This is a genomic window from Pollutimonas nitritireducens (assembly GCF_002849615.1).
GTDB lineage: Bacteria > Pseudomonadota > Gammaproteobacteria > Burkholderiales > Burkholderiaceae_B > Pollutimonas > Pollutimonas nitritireducens.
Genome location: NZ_PDNV01000005.1, coordinates 178701 through 194992, shown reverse-complemented (window position 1 = coordinate 194992; position 16292 = coordinate 178701). Strand labels below are relative to the sequence as shown.

The window sequence follows — 16292 nt, the reverse complement described above, 5'->3', positions numbered from 1 at the left end:
CTGTATGAGGCTGCCTGCATATTCTCTTGCTCAATGGCTGGCCCCGCTCAGCGTAGCGCTGCTCGGACTTGGCCTGTCCGGGGCCAGCATCGCCAAGACCATCGATGTAGGCGACGGCGCTAACTTGCAGTCCGCCATCGCATCGGCGGCGTCGGGCGATGTTATCCGGCTTAAGTCTGGGGAATATGCGGGCAATATTGTCATCGACAAGCCGCTGGTCATCGAAGGGCCAGCGGACCGTTCAGCCAACATCATCGGCACTCGTCGGGGCCGCACCATGTGGGTCCAGGCGCCAGATGTCACGATACGCAATATCACGGTTAAAAACTCGGGCCTCAGTCTTTCCGAGATGGATGCAGGCATTTTTCTTGATAAACCCGCCCACCGCGCTCGCATCGAAAGAAACGATGTGCTCGATAATTCGGTGGGCATCTATGTATGGGGTCCTCATGACGCCATCGTGCAGAATAACCGCATCGTCGGCAATACCGACCTGCGGGTCGCCGAACGCGGCAACGGTGTCACCCTATGGAATACGCCGGGAACCAGCGTAATTGGCAACGATATTTCGAAAGGCCGTGACGGCATTTTCGTCAATGCAAGCAAACACAATATCTTCCGTGGGAATCGCTTCAGCGATTTGCGCTATGCCGTGCACTATATGTACACGAACGATAGCGAAGTCAGCGAAAACGTTTCCGTGGGCAATGATATTGGCTATGCCATCATGTTCTCGAACAAGTTGGTCATCAAGGACAATATCTCCATCAAAAGCCATGATCAGGGCTTAATGCTCAATTATGCAAATAACTCAACCATTACCGGCAACGTCGTCGAAGGTGGTGAAAAATGCGTTTTTATCTATAACGCGAATCAGAATCTGTTTGACGGCAACCACTTCCAGGACTGTGCCATCGGGATACACTTCACGGCTGGATCCGAGGGCAACCACATGAGCAACAACGCTTTTGTCAACAATCGCAATCAGGTCAAGTATGTTGGAACGCGATACCTGGATTGGTCCAGAAACGGTCGGGGCAACTACTGGAGCGATAACACCGCGTTCGATCTGGATGGCAACGGGATTGCCGATACGGCTTATCGGCCCAACGATGTAATAGATCAGGTGATATGGCGAGCGCCTTCCGCCCGCGTGCTGCTCAACAGTCCGGCGGTTTCGATTGTCCGCTGGGCGCAGTCTCAATTCCCGGCCATATTGCCGGGAGGTGTGGTGGACAGCGCTCCCCTGATGGAAGCTCCTGCCCTGCAGACGCTCAAGAAATACAAGGACCTGCCATGACAGAGTTTCATGTGTCGCTGTCAGGCGTCACGAAGGACTATGGCAAGCAACGCGCTGTCAATAATATGGATCTGACACTCCGTGCCGGGGAGTGCGTGGCCTTGGCCGGACACAACGGTGCCGGAAAAAGTACGCTGATCAAACTTATACTGGGTCTGATACGTCCCAGTTCGGGGAAAGTGATGCTGTTGGGCCACGAAGCCTCCAGCAGTACCGCCGTGCGCATGCGCAGAAACGTCGGTTATCTGCCGGAAACCGTAGCCCTGCATCCCTCCTTGACCGGCGCCGAGACGCTTGCGTTCTATGCCCGGCTCAAGCGCCAGCCGGTATCGGCTAATACGGCTCTCCTGGTCCGGGTGGGCATCGCACAGGCCGCGCAACGACGGGTCGGCGCTTATTCGAAAGGCATGCGACAAAGATTGGCTTTGGCACAAGCGTTATTGGGCACACCCAAAGTGCTGCTGTTCGATGAACCTACTACTGGCCTGGATCCTGCGTCGCGCTTAATGTTCTACGAGATCGTGCGCGAACTGCGTAATGGTGGTTCGACGGTGTTGCTCAGCACACACGCCTTATCCGAACTTGATGGTCATACGGACCGCATCGTGGTCATGAAGAATGGAAGCAAAATTGCTGACGGCTCAATGTCTCAGTTGCGGCACACAGCCGACCTGCCCATCCGCATCCGTCTGAAACTTGCCCAGAACGCCTCGCCAGCCGGCCTGCTACCCGACGCGTGGCAGCGAATCGATGAATCGAAGTTCGAGCTGGCCTGCACCGAACGCAGCAAGGTTGAAGCCATACGCAGCATAGGCGCGCTTAACATGGCCATCGACGACATTGAAATACATACCCCTAGCCTGGATGATATGTACGCACATTTTCTCAGGCGAGAAGACTTATGAACGCTGTTTTTATCATTGTTGGCAAGGAAATCCGCGACGGACTGCGAAATCGCTGGGTGCTTGCCACGGCATTGCTGCTTGCCATGCTGGCGCTCTCGCTGGGCTTTCTAGGCAGTTCGCCTACTGGCGCCGTCAAGGTCGACCCACTGACCGTCACGGTCGTCAGCCTCTCGAGCTTGTCCATATTCCTTGTGCCCTTAATCGCAATGTTGCTGGCGTATGACGCCATTGTGGGTGAAATAGACCGGGGAACGATGGCCCTGCTGCTTAGCTATCCGGTATCGCGCTGGCAAATCATGGTTGGAAAGTTCGTCGGGCATCTGGCTGTTCTCACCGTGGCGACTACAGTAGGCTATGGCTCGGCCGGGATAGCTTTGCAATGGGTGCACGGCGCGCCCGATCCTGCCGCATGGCAGGCGTTTGCGTTCCTCATCTTGGCCAGTGTATTGCTGGGCGCGAGCTTTCTGGCCATGGGGTACATGATCAGCGCGGTGGTGCGCGAGCGTGCCACCGCAGCAGGAATCGCGATTGGAGTCTGGCTCTTTTTCGTGGTGATCTACGACATGGCTTTATTGGGGGTTCTGGTTGCAGACCAGGGAAAATTCGTCACTGCCGAGCTGCTGAATAACGTCCTGCTGTTCAACCCTTCAGACGTGTACAGGCTCCTTAACCTGACAGGTTACGAGAATGTATCCATGTTCGCAGGCATGGCAGGTTTAAGCAGCCAAACGAGCCTGGGCATGCCCGTGCTGGTCATTGCACAGTTATTATGGATAGTGATTCCGTTTTCACTTGCTGCCGCTTTCTTTCAACGGAGGCAGTTATGACGCCGCGCCGGCTTGCAGGTATCTTTCTCGTTGTTCTGCTGCTGTCAGCATGCGGCAGCGAGGATGGCTCCAATGCGCCGCCGCCCGCCGCGCAAGAAGTCACCCTCGATTCGGTTGGTCACTATTGCGGGATGAATTTGGTTGAACACTCAGGACCCAAGGGGCAGATCTTCGTTAATGGTCGCGAAAGTCCTGTCTGGTTTACCACCATCAAGCAAGTGTTCGCCTACACGCTGTTGCCCGAAGAACCCAAGGGAATCCGCGCCATCTATGTGCACGATATGGGCAAGGTAAGTAATTGGAATCAACCCGAGGCCGGCACATGGATCGATGCGCGCAGCGCCTTTTATGTGATCGAGAGCGAGTTCATCGGAGGCATGGGCGCCGAAGATGCATTGCCCTTTGGCGATAAAGCCAAGGCTCTGGATTTTGCCGACAAGTATCGCGGACGTGTCGTGGCCTTCAACGATATGCCGGAGGATTACATTCTCAGCCACAATGACGCGGCAGAAGGAATGGGATCGGCACCCGCAGCACCACATGGAGAGTCTTCACATTGAAAAATCTATCTTCCCGGCGGCGCTTTATCGGAATACTTGCCGCCAGTACGGGCATCCTCCTGGCTCCTGGCGCCTGGCGCGGCGCTCTCGCGTATGCGTCTGCTGCCCCTCCCCTGACGAGCTGGCGCGGCGTAGCGTTAGGCGCCGACGCAGAGCTGCACATTTATCATGCAGACACGGGTGTCGCCAGAACCCTGATCGAGCAGTCTGTGGCCGAGGTGCATCGTCTGGAGAAGGTATTCAGCCTGTATCAGGACGACAGCGCGTTATCCGTGCTCAACCGCCAAGGGTATCTTGAGCATCCTCCGGCAGATTTGCTGAACTTGCTCAGCACAAGTCGACATTTCAGTACGTTGACGGCTGGCGCATTCGACCCCACGGTGCAGCCTTTGTGGTCGTTGTATGCAGAACACTTCTCCAAGCCCCAGGCTGATCCGGCCGGACCCTCAAAAGCCGCCATAGAAGGGGCCCTTGCTTTGGTGGATCACGAAAGCGTCCAGATAGGCACGGATCGAATTCAATTGCGCCGTCCTGGCATGGCGCTTACCCTGAACGGTATTGCCCAGGGCTATATTACTGACCGGGTCACTCACCTGTTGCGCAAAGGGGGGCTGGATCGCGCGCTTGTCGACATGGGCGAGATCCAGGGTATGGATCACAACGAACGTGCCCTGCCATGGCGTGTGGGCCTTGCCAATCCGGAACATCCAGAACAAATAGTCGAGACAGTATTGATACGCAACCAAGCGTTGGCTACGTCTGGCGGTTACGGTACTCATCTCGATCCAGCGGGTCGCTTCGCACATATCTTCGATCCGCGAACCGGTTCGAGCCAGCCGCGGTATCGCAGCGTCTCCGTACTGGCGTCGAACGCCACCACGGCCGATGCCTTGTCTACAGGGCTTTCAAACTTGGCATTGCCAGCCGCTGAAACAATCGTTCGGACTATGGACGTCAAAGCGTGGTTCATCCTCGCGGATGGGTCAAAAATCTTGCTGGAAAACTGAACATCAGGCCATTCCTCTTTACTGAGGCGATTCGCCGTAGACGGATCCCGCCGGATTTCAAAAAACGCGCGTTTGAGTGAACTGCACCCCAGAAGTTGGATGAATGTCCAACCTTTGGGGTGCAGTTCATTTGAGGGCGCGTTTCACGATGTTAATCCAGGGCGCTATCCGGGCTTGCATCCCAGACTGGCGTAATAGGCGGCGAGGTTCTCGATGTCCGTGTCTGTCAGACCTTCTGCCATCAGAGACATCATCTCGTTTTTGCGCATCCCCGACTTGAAGTCGCGCAACGCTTTTTCCAGGTAAATCGAATTCTGGCCCGCCAGGTTTGGAGCTTCGGGCAGCGTCGCAATTCCGTTGGTGCCATGGCAGGTTGCGCATTGCACGGCTTTGGACCGGCCGGCCGCCAGGTCGGCAGACCATGCCGGCGTTCCGGGTGACAGCGCAGCCGAAGTCAGAAACAGCACCTTTGCCACGGCTGCAGCGCCACTACTTCCTTTCATACGAAATCCTGTAGATGGCACCGACGTAGTCGTCCGAGACCAGCAAGGATCCGTCCGGCAACATGGCTACATCGACCGGGCGGCCCAGATACTCGTTGTCAGGAGTAAGCCATCCCTCGGCGAATACCTCGGTCTTGGCGGCTGTGCCGTCTTCGTTCAGACTGGTGAACATCACCCGGGCACCTATCGGCGTGGTGCGGTTCCAGGACCCGTGCTGTGCGGAAAAAATACCACCCTGGTACTGCTCGGGAAACATCTTGCCGTTGTAGAACATCATTCCCAAATCGGCAGCGTGGGCATCCATTTCAACTTGCGGGAACACCACGTCGGCAGGCACTGCGGCGTCTTTGAACTCAACTGTCTTGACTTTCCCGCCGCCATAGTATGGGAAGCCGAAATGTTGACCCATTTCAGTTGCCCGATTCAGTTCCCCGGGAGGAATGTCGTCGCCCATCCCATCAACCTGGTTGTCGGTGAACCACAACGTCTTGTCCTTGGGATTGAAATCCAGCCCTACCGAGTTGCGCACGCCGTGTGCGTAGACCTCGCGGTTTTCGCCGTTCTGGTCCATGCGTATGATGCCCATCATTCCGTTTTTGCTATAGAGCTCGGCTTTTTCCGGCGTCGGTACGTTGAATGGATTACCCAAGGTTATATAGAGTTTATTGTCAGGACCGACACGGCAGGCCCGAGCGCCATGGTTGAAGCTCTCTTCTTCAACTGGAACCAGTTCTCCTTGCGGCACCACGATACCTGCTGCGACATCCGGGCCTTCATAGAAGAACTCGGCGGCGGGATACACCAGTACGCGATTATGCTCGACGGCGTAAAGCATACCGTCACGCGAGAAGCAGACGCCGTTCGGCACCTTCATGGTTACAGAGGGCGCGAATAGCTTCACGTCGTCGGCGACCCGGCTTTTGGTCCGGTCGGTGACCGACCAGATCTTGGTCTTGCGCGTTCCGGCAAACACCACTCCGGTGGATGGGCCGACGGCCATGTGACGCGCGTCGGGGACAATGGCGTAAAGCGAAATCTTGAAACCCGGAGGCAGCGTTATTTTCTCGAGATTGCGCTTGATAGTATCGGCATTTGGCCCGGTTTGCGGCACCGATTCGATATCGAGCGATGCCCCGGTGGTGCTCATATTCATGAGTTTTTCAACGTTGTCCTGGGCAGTTGCCGCACCTGCCATAGCACTACAGGCAACACCCACCAAAACAGCCGAAATACGCATTGTGATGTTCATTATATTGTCTCCCAGTGTGTGATAAGCGCAGCGTGTGTGCAGGACTGCAAGCGTATTGATGCTACTCCCATTCACTTTTGAGACACTAGGCCGTTTATCCTAGTGTCCGGAGCCTGCTGTTGCTTCCGGGTCTTTTCGATTGACCTGGTGGCTGCCCGTGCTTGCCACTTTCTCCGTTGACTTCCTCTCACCCCGTATAATCCGGGTCATGGCACAATTTGGTTGCCGTAGAACCTTAGCAATGGAACCACATGAAGAAGACCGATCTCGAGAAGAACAAAGCGTTGAAAATTGTGGAAAAGATGAAGAAAGGCGGTACGCCAGACCGTTTTTCAGGTGATTCGGCTGGAGCCCCTATTGATCGGCGCGAACAGCGCAAGCTCGATCAAGCCCAGGGGCTGGTTGCCTTTCCCGTCAAAATCAAGCAAACACACGCGGATCAGATCCGCGCCATGGCGACTGCGCAAAATATCAGCACCAACGAATTGATGGGCGTTTTGCTGGAAAAAGCATTGAAAAGCTGAAGGCAGTACAAAGGCCGCCGGCCGTGGCCGATCCAGGCATTGGCGCGGCTGTCTTTAGTGCAGCATAGCGGCCGCTACCTTGCAAATCGCTAAGAAGCTTCTTTCTTGTATATGGCAGTTTAACCTGATAAGATAGTAATTAATTACTATCTTATCAGGATTATTCATGGATGCACATCCGAAACACCTGCCGGCCGATGAGCGTCGTGCCGTCACAGTCGAGTCTGTCGTGGCGCTTGCGGGCTCACAAAATCCAAGCGATATCACGACTGCGGCTATCGCCAAGCATATGAACTTGACACAAGGCGCGCTGTTTCGGCACTTCCCGAACAAGGAAGCTATCTGGCGGGCGGTCATGGAGTGGGTAGCAGAGCATCTATTAGCCAGAATCGATCGGTCCGCACATGGAATCGAGTCGCCGTTGGCAGCCATGGAGGCGATGTTCCTGAGTCACATCGAATTTGTGGTCGAGCACCCGGGCGTGCCGAGGATGATATTTGGTGAACTTCAGCGTGCCGAATCGACACCAGCGAAGAACATGGTGCAAATCCTGATCCAGCGCTACGGCGAACGTTTGCATCGTCTCATCGACAAAGGCAAGGCCATCGGCGAGCTGTCTCCCGAGCTTGACAACGTAGCGGCGGTCACGCTGTTCATCGGCACGATCCAGGGCTTGGTAATGCAATCGCTGTTGGCCGGCGATGTGGAACGTATGCACCGCGATGCACCGCGTGTCTTTGCAATTTATCGACGTGGCATAACGAAGAGCGTGTAATGAAGAAAGCACCCTTGCAAGGCCGCACCCTGGCGCTGCTTGCCGTCATCATTCCTTTGCTGGTGCTCTTCATTTATGTCGGTCTGCGGTCAGGGCCGCTCGCCCCGGTCGCTGTGATGGTGGCAAGCGTGGAGTCACGGGCCATCACGCCAGCGCTTTTCGGAATCGGCTCGGTGGAGGCACGTTACACCTACAAGATCGGGCCGACATTCGCGGGGCGCGTGCGACGCTTGGATGTGCATGTGGGCGACCAGGTCAACGCCGGACAGGTGCTCGGCGAGATGGAGCCAGTCGATATCGATGATCGGGTTCGCGCCCAAGAATCGGCATTCAGACGTGCCGAAGCCGTGTTGCGCGAAGCGGTAGCCCGGCAGGTCTATGCGCGGACCCAGGCGCGGCGCTACGAGCGATTGCTTGCAGTGCGCTCGACCAGCGAGGAAATCGTCACGACGAAGCGGCAGGAACTCCAGATTGCCGACGCTGCCCTATCCGCCGCGCGGGAAGACATTGCCCGGGCGCGCTCCGACCGCGAAGGACTCATCGCGCAGAGAAGCAATCTGCGCCTGATTGCCCCCGCCGACGGTGTGGTTGTCGTACGCGATGCTGATCCCGGCACGACCGTCGTCGCAGGCCAAGCCGTGGTGGAAGTGATCGACCCTGCAAGTTTATGGATCAATGTGCGCTTCGACCAGATCAACGCAACAGGGCTGGCTGGGGGGCTACCGGCTCGTATCGTCCTGCGTTCGCGTGGCGGGCAGACGTTGCCAGGTCGCATGTTGCGTGTGGAACCCAAGGCCGATGCGGTAACCGAGGAAATGCTCGCCAAGGTCACATTCGATACTAAACCAGAACAGTTGCCGCCGGTGGGTGAACTGGCGGAAGTCACGGTTGACTTGCCAGCACTCCCAGCCGCGCCATTGGTCCCGAACGCTGCCATCCAGCGAGAAGGCAATAAAGTCGGTGTTTGGCAAATCGTGCACGGTGACCTGCGCTTCTCCCCAGTCACGTTCGGCGCCTCTGACCTTAACGGCAACGTACAGGTGCTCGACGGACTCAAGATAGGCGATCAAGTGGTGACCTATAGCGAAAAGGCATTGACGGCGCGCAGCCGCATCCATGTGGTCGACCACATCCCGGGAGTGTCAGGATGATTAGCCTGGCTGGCCGCGACATTCTCCATGCCTGGGGAAAATTCGTCTTCACTGGTATTGGTCTGGGTCTGCTGATCGGCGTCACCCTGGTCATGGCCGGGGTGTACCGGGGCATGGTGGACGATGGCAAGGCGCTGCTCGACAACAGTGGCGCCGACCTCTGGGTGGTGCAAAAGGACACTCTTGGTCCCTATGCGGAGCCGTCCAGCCTTACCGATGACGCGCATCGCGCCATCCTCGCCATGCCGGGAGTCGCTCTGGCAGCAAACGTGACCTATCTGACCATGCAAGTACGCAAGGGCGAGACCGATGTACGCAGCATGGTGGTTGGAATTGCGCCAGGCGCGTTGGGGGCTGTCCCAGGATGGCCGCCCTATCTCATTGCTGGACGTCAGATCACGCGAGGTCACTATGAGGCTGTAGCTGACATCGCCACCGGTTTTAAGCTCGGTGAGGTGGTGAAGATCCGCCGCAACCAATACACCGTCGTAGGGTTGACCCGGCGCATGGTGTCGTCCAGCGGTGACCCGATGGTATTCATTCCGCTCAAGGATGCCCAAGAGGCTCAATTCGTGAAGGACAACGACGCCATCTGGCAAAGTCGGCGTCGCACCGAAGCCAACCCGGCTTTCAATCAACCCGGAGTTCCAGGCTTGCTGGATGCTGTGATTGCCTCACAGAACACCAACGCATTCGTTAACGCAGTACTCGTCACACTGAAACCAGGCCATGCTCCGGACGAGGTGGCCGAATCGATTCGGCGCTGGAAACGTTTGACGGTCTACACCCGGATTCAGATGGAAGACATCCTCGTCGGCAAGCTGATTGCCACCTCGGCCAAGCAGATCGGTATGTTCCTGGTGATTCTGGCCATTGTTAGCGCGGCCATTGTGGCCTTCATCATCTATTCGCTGACCATGGACAAAATTCGCGAGATCGCAGTCTTGAAGCTCATTGGCACTCGTAATCGTACTATTGCCGCGATGATCATGCAGCAGGCGTTAGCACTGGGTGTGATCGGCTTTGTCGTCGGCAAGATCACCGCCACCTTTACCGCTCCCCTTTTTCCCAAGTATGTGTTGTTGATGCCGGTTGATACCATTGTCGGTTTTTTTGCCGTGCTCGTGATCTGCGCACTCGCTAGCATCGTCGCCATTCGCATCGCGCTCAAGGTCGACCCGGCCGAGGCTATTGGAGGATGAGATGGGTGGCAACGGCATTCGAATCGAAGGTTTAAGAAAACGCTACGGCGAGGGCGACACCGCTGTCGATGCCTTGAAGAATGTAGACATGCAGGTGGCACCCGGCGAGGTGGTCGGACTGATCGGCCCTTCGGGCTCCGGCAAGAGCACGCTGCTCAAGTGTCTGGGTGCCGTGATCGATCCGACTGCCGGTCGCATGACGCTGGGCAATGAAGTGATCTACGACAATGGCTGGAAAGTCCGCGACCTGCGCGCCTTGCGGCGCGACAAGATCGGTTTCGTATTCCAGGCACCGTACCTGATTCCGTTTCTCGATGTCACCGACAACGTGGCGCTGCTGCCCATGCTTGCAGGTGTCGCGAATGGGGCGTCACGCGCGAAGGCACTGGAACTGCTCACGGCGCTTGATGTGCAACACAGGGCTCGCGCCATGCCTTCGCAACTCTCCGGTGGAGAGCAGCAACGGGTCGCCATCGCCCGCGGACTGGTCAATCGTCCGCCGGTGATCCTGGCGGATGAACCCACCGCCCCCCTCGACAGCGAGCGCGCCATGGCTGTGATTCGTATTCTCAACGACATGGCAAAGACGTTCAAGACTGCCATCATCGTGGTTACCCACGACGAAAAAATCATCCCTACTTTTAAACGCATCTATCACATTCGCGACGGTGTGACCCATGAAGAAGCTGGCGAAGGACGGGAGTTCGAATGAGAGAACGATTGCACTGCCGGTCAAGTTCACATCCCGTGCGCCAAAACATGCCAGCGCTTCTATTCCTGAGTTCCATCCGTCTCGGAAGGCGGCTTGCGGCAACCGGCCTGATCGTCGGGCTGGTCGTCACCGGTTTGACCGGCTGTGCCGCCGGTCCCGATTTTCAGTCACCCGCCGCACCCCAAGCTGCTCGCTACACGGCAACATCGGTGGCTGACAGAACCGCATCCGCACCCACGGAATTCGGCGCAGCACAACGTCTGGTTGAAGGGCTTCCGATCGAAACGCAATGGTGGAGGGGCTTGGGTTCATACGCACTTGACGGGCTGGTGAATGAAGCACTCCTTGCCAGCCCGACGTTGGCAAACATCAGAGCCAACTTACGACAGGCGCAGGAGCTTCTTGCCGCAAAAGCAGGTTCGACACACTATCCACAGCTGGACCTGGCACTGGGATCCCAGCGTCAGCAAATGAGTCCCAGCAGCCAAGGGTTGAGCGGAGACGTTCGTCAATTCAGCCTCTACAATGCCAGCGTTGGCGCGCATTACACGCTGGATCTGGCTGGCGGCAACCGGCGCGCACTCGAGGCCTTGGCTGCCCGTGTCGACTATCGCCGCTTCGAACTGAATGCTGCGCGCCTGACTCTCGTCGGCAACATGGCAACCGCTGCCATCACCCGAGCACGCCTTGCCGCGCAATCGGACGCCACTACCGCGATCCTGCATGCGCAAGATGAGCAACTGCGGTTAGCCCATGAACGCGTGCGTATCGGCCAGGCCTCGCCTGACGAAGCGTTGAGCCTGCGAACTCAGGCGGAGCAAACACGGGCTGGATTGCCTGCGTTGCGTAAACAGCTGCAACAAACCGACCATCTACTGGCGGTGCTTGCCGGTCGCGCTCCGGGCACGGGTGGTGTCCCCTCCTTCACTCTGGCGGATTTCACGCTGCCCGTCGAGTTACCGCTAGTCGTGCCATCGGAATTGGTGCGTCGGCGACCGGATATTCAGGCGGCAGAGGCGTTGTTGCGTGCGGCCAATGCAGACTATGGTGTGGCAGTCGCCAAGCTTTACCCACAGATCACATTGAGCGCCGACCTTGGCACTCAAGCGCTGACTGCCGGTGCCCTGTTCGGCGGCGGGTCTGCGGTGTGGGGCCTGGTTGCACAGCTCACACAGCCTCTTTTCAACCCAGGGCTGCCCGCTGAGAAAAGGGCGGCACTAGCCGCTTTTGATGCGGCGGCAGCCAATTACCAGAGTGTCGTATTGGAGTCTTTACGTAACGTCGCCGATACCCTGCGCGCGGTCGAAAGCGATGCCCAGACCTTGACTGCCCTCGCTGTCGCTGATTCGGCTGCACAGGCTTCCTTGCAGTCGATTGAGCGGCAATTCCGGCTGGGCGCGGCCAGCTACCTGCAGCTGCTCATCGCGCAGCAACAGGTACAGCAAATCCGGATCGATATGGTTGCGGCCCAGGCGCAACGCTTGGCCGATAGCGTTGCTTTATTTCAAGCTCTGGGCGGTGGCGTCGTCAGGTAACGCCGCACTGGCGTACTGCAATCCTTGTATTAGAAGGAATAGCTAATATTCGTACCCGCGGTCCAATGGCGGCCCGGAGCAGGCTCGTAGTAGCGCTGGTTTCCTTCATTCACGATGACTGAACCGGCATAATGCCGATCGAACAGGTTGTCGAGGCGTGCAAAGGTACTGACTTCCCAAGGACCGGTACGCCATAAGTACCCAGCACTGATGGCAGCGACGAAATAAGCAGGCGTGGTTTCGCTATTGGCATCGTTGACCTGAATATCGCTTAAATAGCGGGCTTCGAGACCCGCTCGCCATCCGGTGGGTGGTGCCCAACCCACGGCCGCATAAGCAGCCTGGCGCGCGATACCTGGTATTTTATTGCCGGCATGGATGGCACTGGAACAGGCGGGGGCAACGCAGTCGTCGCGATACTCGGCGTCCAGCCAGGTGTAGGCCAGATCGCTGCGCCAATTATGGAGGAATTTTCCGGTCCAGCCTAACTCGAAGCCGTTCCGGCGCGTCCCGCCAGCATTCTGGTATACGGTGCGGCCTCCAATACTTTCGGCAGTGACGATTTCGTCTTCGGTACGAGTCTGGAATAATGCCGCCGTGATCAGGCCCGCCTTGGTTTGGACCTTGGCGCCGAGCTCGACGCTGGTATTGACTGATGGCTGCAGGCCAAAATTCAGACCGGCCAGACCCCCGGACCTGTACGAGATTTCGTTGAAAGTGGGCGTTTCGAACCCCCGCCCCGCCGATGCGTAAAGGCTGAAATCGGGTGTCGCGGCGTAACGCAACGAGACGATCGGCAAGGCCTTTTGGTAACGCGCATCGCCGCTGCCATCATTATTGATTTGGGTAATGTAGTGATCATTTGACGAGAAGTCGACCGTGCTGTAACGCAGTCCGGCGTCTAGTGTCCATTGCTCGGCAAACTGCCAGGACGCCTGAAGATAGGGGTCGAGATTCCAGCTTTTGTTGGTTTCGTTACGGCGCAGGTCTCCTTGCACACCAAGCTGGCGCCCCGCTGGAGCGTTGACGAAATTGAAGTAACCTTTTCGTTGCTCGGTCATTTCATCGTAGGCCATCCCTCCGACAAGCGTCAGGGGTTTGCCGGCGAACGCCAGCTTTGAGGTCCAACGCAGGTCTGCGCCGCCATACTCGCGTTTGAGGTCTATAAGGCCGCCAGCATGCAGGGGATTGGCGGAACTGGTTTGCGCAAAGAAAGGAATGGCCTGGTATTGCGTTGTTTTTCGTTGGCCAAAATAAACCATGGCACGCAGTTCGTGATTTGTGTTGATTCTTTGATCGTAGATCAGGCCGCCTTGCGTCTGCCTGACGGTTTTGCGCGTGTTGTAGTCGATCGCGCCGGTATGAACACTGCGCGGGTCGTTCTCGAATGCTGACCGCCCCAGGCCCAGGGGATCATCTGCCTTGATGTCTACGCTATTGCCGATCAGGGTGAGGCGGCTGTCGTCGCTGAATTGAAGGCCCAGTTTCATGTTGCCCAGATTCTTGCGCGTACCGCTGTGATCCCGGTAGCCTTGCGTTGTATAACGGCTCGTGCTTAGTACGTAATCGAGCTCCGTGCTTCCAAGTTCGGCAAGACCTTTGGCTTTGGCCGAATAGCGATAGGTGCCATAGCTGCCTGCAGCCAAACCTGCTGACAACGTAGCCGGAGACGAACCGTCTTCAGAGAAGACCTGGATGACGCCGCCGGATGAGTTTCCATACAGGGCCGAGAAAGGGCCGCGCAGAATTTCGACACGGTCAATGGAGGAGATATCAATATTGGATGTTTGGCCTTGGCCATCCGGCATGGTGGCAGGAATACCGTCTACATACAGGCGTAGGCCGCGCACGCCAAAAGCCGACCTGGCGCCGAATCCGCGTATGGAAATCTGGAGGTCCTGCGCATAGTTTTGGCGGTTTTGTATCTGTAGACCGGGTACGCTGCCCAGGCTTTCGGATAAATTGACCTGGAGTTTGCCTTGTCGCATGCTGTCACCGTCGATGATCGACACTGACGCGGGTGTTTCCAGCAGCGTGGCGTCGGTACGCGTGGTTTGCACAATGATGGGCGCAAGGGTTTCGGGGGGCTGCTGCGCCAAGACTGGCGACGTTGCCGACAGGACTGAAGCGGCAAGGATGGTCAATCGAGAGTATGGGCGCCGCATGTCGAGTATCCTTGAAGGCCCCGGGGCCAAAATGAGACAGTTCATCAACATACTACACTTTGTTTCTACTGCCTACCTCGGAAACTACTAACAAATACCAACGCCACGCTCCCCCGACTGGGGAAAGCTTGGATAGCTTCTTTGCGGGTCAAGATGGCTCCGGTCGTGTCCAGCTTTCCCAGAAGCGTTAGGCGCGTGCTGCCATCGTCGAAATTCATCAAGTGGGCGATCATAGCCCGCCCTTGCCGGTTCTCGACGTTGCGATTGGTGGTGGTGACGCGCGCCGTCCTGTTTGACTGCTATGAAAATTTGCCCGCCTGAAAGTCGTGTATTGCCTGAATGATTTCTTCGCGTGTGTTCATGACGAATGGACCATGGGACACGACCGGTTCGCCGATGGGTTCTGCATGGCCGAACAGTATGGTGGAATGGTCGGTGGCCGACAGCGCGATACTGTCGCCTGCATCGTTGAACTCGACCAGCGTAAAGGCCGGTACGCCCTGCCCATGAATCTTCACGGAACCCCGGACGATATACAGGAATACATTTCGATTCGCCAGCTCGGCAAACTCAAGCTGTGCGCCCGGCTGCAGATCCACCCACGACATAAAGACGCCGGTCAGCGAGCGTATCGGGCCGGTATGACCAGGCAAGCTACCCGATACGAGGTGAATCCGGGCCAGCCCGTTTGATGCCGTGACGATGGGTATGGCATCGGCCTGTAGTCCCGTGTAGGCGGGAGGTGTCATTTTAAGATGTGAAGGCAGGTTGATCCATAGCTGCAGAATTTCAAGCGGGCCTCCATGCTGCTTGAAATCGTCAGACGAGAGTTCGGAATGTGTCAGGCCACTTCCCGCTGTCATCCATTGAACGCCGCCTTCCCTGATGACGCTCTCATGGCCGGCGCTGTCCCGATGCATGAGTTCCCCCTGGAGGATGAGCGTTACGGTTTCGAATCCACGGTGCGGATGTGGGCCGAAAGGTAGCCCCGAATTGTCGGGACCGTAGGTTTGCGGGCCATGGTGGTTGAGAAACAGGAAGGGATCTACCTGGTCCAACTGTGGGCCCGGGACCGGACGACGCGTGATGAGATTCGCGATATCGTCGCGATGGGCATCATGGATGCGCTTGATGGTCTTGAGATGCATGTCATTCCTTCCGTGCATCGGCCCGTGCGGACGAATATGGCTTGGCCAGGTCGGCAAGAATCGGGCAGTCCGGGCGGTTGTCGCCATGGCAGCAGTCGGCCAGATGTTCAAGTTCGTCGCGTATGGACTGCAATTTGGCGATATGCTCGTCGAGTCCGGCAATGTGTTCACGCGCCAGGTACTTGACGTCGCGGCTCTTGCGGCTGGTATCTTGCCATAGGCCGAGCAATGCCTTGATCCGTTCCAGTGGAAAACCGAGGTCGCGGGAACGTTTGATGAAGCGCAGCGACTGCACGTCTTTGGGAGAATATTGCCGATAGCCGGACTCGCTGCGCTCCGCCGGAGCCAGCAACCCTATGCTCTCGTAATAACGAATCATTTTGGCGGTAACACCCGATTCAGCCGAAGCTTGTCCAATATTCAATTTCGTGCCCTGTAGGTGCGATTGTTCACTTGACATTACCATAATGGGAACCCCTATGCTATCTCACATATGCAGCACGTCGCTGCATATCAAGGAGAATGCAATGCTTGATTTCGAAGTAAATGATATGACCTGCGGACATTGTGTGGCGGCCATTACCAAGGCCGTCCAGGCAGCATCCCCGGGAGCGGTGGTTAATATCGATCTGTCCCGCCATCGTGTACAGGTCGATGGTGCAAGCGATCCAGATGCAATCATTGCGGCGATACGCGATGCGGGCTATTCGCCATCGCATCAATCGTAAC

Annotated in this window: 17 protein-coding genes; 12 read left to right on the top strand and 5 right to left on the bottom strand. The window is 57.1% G+C overall.

Translation table 11 applies throughout. The features are described from left to right. Window positions 1-4: 4 nt before the first annotated feature. From CR155_RS08940 to CR155_RS08920, 5 genes are read left to right on the top strand one after another with little or no spacing between them, the layout of a single operon-like run. Window positions 5-1300: a nitrous oxide reductase family maturation protein NosD gene (locus tag CR155_RS08940; RefSeq protein ID WP_102069671.1), complete on the top strand. Its 1296-nt coding sequence runs from the start codon at window positions 5-7 to the stop codon at window positions 1298-1300. Further along, window positions 1297-2205 carry an ABC transporter ATP-binding protein gene (locus CR155_RS08935; protein WP_102069670.1) on the top strand — a complete coding sequence of 303 codons (909 nt, stop codon included), beginning with the start codon at window positions 1297-1299 and terminating at the stop codon, window positions 2203-2205. Before CR155_RS08940 ends, CR155_RS08935 begins: the two co-directional genes overlap by 4 nt. Next, a complete protein-coding gene (locus CR155_RS08930; RefSeq protein ID WP_102069669.1) occupies window positions 2202-3032 on the top strand; it encodes an ABC transporter permease in 831 nt (276 codons plus the stop codon). The genes CR155_RS08935 and CR155_RS08930 overlap by 4 nt, the downstream gene beginning before the upstream one ends. Further along, complete coding sequence (locus CR155_RS08925) at window positions 3029-3592, top strand: nitrous oxide reductase accessory protein NosL (RefSeq protein ID WP_102069668.1); 564 nt, start codon at window positions 3029-3031, stop codon at window positions 3590-3592. Before CR155_RS08930 ends, CR155_RS08925 begins: the two co-directional genes overlap by 4 nt. Then, window positions 3589-4599 (top strand): FAD:protein FMN transferase, encoded by a 1011-nt coding sequence (locus CR155_RS08920; protein ID WP_102069667.1) that lies wholly within the window; start codon window positions 3589-3591, stop codon window positions 4597-4599. The genes CR155_RS08925 and CR155_RS08920 overlap by 4 nt, the downstream gene beginning before the upstream one ends. Window positions 4600-4763: 164 nt before the next feature. Here the strand turns inward: CR155_RS08920 and CR155_RS08915 are convergent, their stop codons facing one another. Together CR155_RS08915 and CR155_RS08910 are read right to left on the bottom strand one after the other, a co-directional pair. Further along, window positions 4764-5102, bottom strand: coding sequence for a c-type cytochrome (locus CR155_RS08915; protein ID WP_102069666.1), 339 nt, complete (start codon window positions 5100-5102; stop codon window positions 4764-4766). Beyond that, window positions 5089-6339 (bottom strand): PQQ-dependent sugar dehydrogenase, encoded by a 1251-nt coding sequence (locus CR155_RS08910; RefSeq protein ID WP_439650430.1) that lies wholly within the window; start codon window positions 6337-6339, stop codon window positions 5089-5091. The genes CR155_RS08915 and CR155_RS08910 overlap by 14 nt, the downstream gene beginning before the upstream one ends. A gap of 263 nt (window positions 6340-6602) precedes the next feature. Here CR155_RS08910 and CR155_RS08905 point away from each other — a divergent pair, with 263 nt between their 5' ends. The 6 genes from CR155_RS08905 (at window position 6603) to CR155_RS08880 (ending at window position 12250) form a co-directional block, all read left to right on the top strand. Beyond that, a complete protein-coding gene (locus CR155_RS08905) occupies window positions 6603-6875 on the top strand; it encodes a hypothetical protein (protein WP_102069664.1) in 273 nt (90 codons plus the stop codon). A gap of 166 nt (window positions 6876-7041) precedes the next feature. Beyond that, entirely contained in the window at window positions 7042-7650 is a 609-nt protein-coding gene (locus tag CR155_RS08900) for a TetR/AcrR family transcriptional regulator (RefSeq protein WP_102069663.1), read from the top strand. After that, window positions 7650-8801 carry an efflux RND transporter periplasmic adaptor subunit gene (locus tag CR155_RS08895; RefSeq protein WP_102069662.1) on the top strand — a complete coding sequence of 384 codons (1152 nt, stop codon included), beginning with the start codon at window positions 7650-7652 and terminating at the stop codon, window positions 8799-8801. Before CR155_RS08900 ends, CR155_RS08895 begins: the two co-directional genes overlap by 1 nt. Then, window positions 8798-10003: an ABC transporter permease gene (locus CR155_RS08890; protein WP_102069661.1), complete on the top strand. Its 1206-nt coding sequence runs from the start codon at window positions 8798-8800 to the stop codon at window positions 10001-10003. Before CR155_RS08895 ends, CR155_RS08890 begins: the two co-directional genes overlap by 4 nt. Before the next feature lies 1 nt (window position 10004). Beyond that, window positions 10005-10715 carry an ABC transporter ATP-binding protein gene (locus CR155_RS08885; RefSeq protein ID WP_102069660.1) on the top strand — a complete coding sequence of 237 codons (711 nt, stop codon included), beginning with the start codon at window positions 10005-10007 and terminating at the stop codon, window positions 10713-10715. Window positions 10716-10762: 47 nt separating this feature from the next. Then, a complete protein-coding gene (locus CR155_RS08880) occupies window positions 10763-12250 on the top strand; it encodes an efflux transporter outer membrane subunit (protein ID WP_439650429.1) in 1488 nt (495 codons plus the stop codon). A gap of 29 nt (window positions 12251-12279) precedes the next feature. Here the strand turns inward: CR155_RS08880 and CR155_RS08875 are convergent, their stop codons facing one another. The 3 genes from CR155_RS08875 to cueR all read right to left on the bottom strand — a co-directional run bounded on the left by CR155_RS08875 (window position 12280) and on the right by cueR (window position 15987). Next, window positions 12280-14415, bottom strand: coding sequence for a TonB-dependent receptor domain-containing protein (locus CR155_RS08875; protein WP_102069659.1), 2136 nt, complete (start codon window positions 14413-14415; stop codon window positions 12280-12282). A 299-nt stretch (window positions 14416-14714) separates the two neighbouring features. Continuing rightward, the gene (locus CR155_RS08870; RefSeq protein WP_102069658.1) at window positions 14715-15563 is read right to left on the bottom strand and encodes a pirin family protein; all 849 of its coding nucleotides are present in this window, start codon (window positions 15561-15563) and stop codon (window positions 14715-14717) included. Between the two features lies 1 nt (window position 15564). Beyond that, window positions 15565-15987, bottom strand: coding sequence for a Cu(I)-responsive transcriptional regulator (gene cueR / locus CR155_RS08865; RefSeq protein WP_102069837.1), 423 nt, complete (start codon window positions 15985-15987; stop codon window positions 15565-15567). Window positions 15988-16090: 103 nt separating this feature from the next. Between cueR and CR155_RS08860 the strand changes: the two genes are divergently transcribed. Next, window positions 16091-16291: a heavy-metal-associated domain-containing protein gene (locus CR155_RS08860; protein ID WP_102069657.1), complete on the top strand. Its 201-nt coding sequence runs from the start codon at window positions 16091-16093 to the stop codon at window positions 16289-16291. Window position 16292 lies beyond the last annotated feature (1 nt).

Excerpts from the sequence above, each read along its gene's own strand:
- CR155_RS08940 (WP_102069671.1), top strand. The coding sequence starts at position 5 with ATGAGGCTGCCTGCATATTCTCTTGCTCAATGGCTGGCCCCGCTCAGC.
- CR155_RS08935 (WP_102069670.1), top strand. The coding sequence starts at position 1,297 with ATGACAGAGTTTCATGTGTCGCTGTCAGGCGTCACGAAGGACTATGGC.
- CR155_RS08930 (WP_102069669.1), top strand. The coding sequence starts at position 2,202 with ATGAACGCTGTTTTTATCATTGTTGGCAAGGAAATCCGCGACGGACTG.
- CR155_RS08925 (WP_102069668.1), top strand. The coding sequence starts at position 3,029 with ATGACGCCGCGCCGGCTTGCAGGTATCTTTCTCGTTGTTCTGCTGCTG.
- CR155_RS08915 (WP_102069666.1), bottom strand. The coding sequence starts at position 5,102 with ATGAAAGGAAGTAGTGGCGCTGCAGCCGTGGCAAAGGTGCTGTTTCTG.
- CR155_RS08910 (WP_439650430.1), bottom strand. The coding sequence starts at position 6,339 with ATGCGTATTTCGGCTGTTTTGGTGGGTGTTGCCTGTAGTGCTATGGCA.
- CR155_RS08905 (WP_102069664.1), top strand. The coding sequence starts at position 6,603 with ATGAAGAAGACCGATCTCGAGAAGAACAAAGCGTTGAAAATTGTGGAA.
- CR155_RS08900 (WP_102069663.1), top strand. The coding sequence starts at position 7,042 with ATGGATGCACATCCGAAACACCTGCCGGCCGATGAGCGTCGTGCCGTC.
- CR155_RS08895 (WP_102069662.1), top strand. The coding sequence starts at position 7,650 with ATGAAGAAAGCACCCTTGCAAGGCCGCACCCTGGCGCTGCTTGCCGTC.
- CR155_RS08890 (WP_102069661.1), top strand. The coding sequence starts at position 8,798 with ATGATTAGCCTGGCTGGCCGCGACATTCTCCATGCCTGGGGAAAATTC.
- CR155_RS08885 (WP_102069660.1), top strand. The coding sequence starts at position 10,005 with ATGGGTGGCAACGGCATTCGAATCGAAGGTTTAAGAAAACGCTACGGC.
- CR155_RS08880 (WP_439650429.1), top strand. The coding sequence starts at position 10,763 with ATGCCAGCGCTTCTATTCCTGAGTTCCATCCGTCTCGGAAGGCGGCTT.
- CR155_RS08875 (WP_102069659.1), bottom strand. The coding sequence starts at position 14,415 with ATGCGGCGCCCATACTCTCGATTGACCATCCTTGCCGCTTCAGTCCTG.
- CR155_RS08870 (WP_102069658.1), bottom strand. The coding sequence starts at position 15,563 with ATGCATCTCAAGACCATCAAGCGCATCCATGATGCCCATCGCGACGAT.
- CR155_RS08860 (WP_102069657.1), top strand. The coding sequence starts at position 16,091 with ATGCTTGATTTCGAAGTAAATGATATGACCTGCGGACATTGTGTGGCG.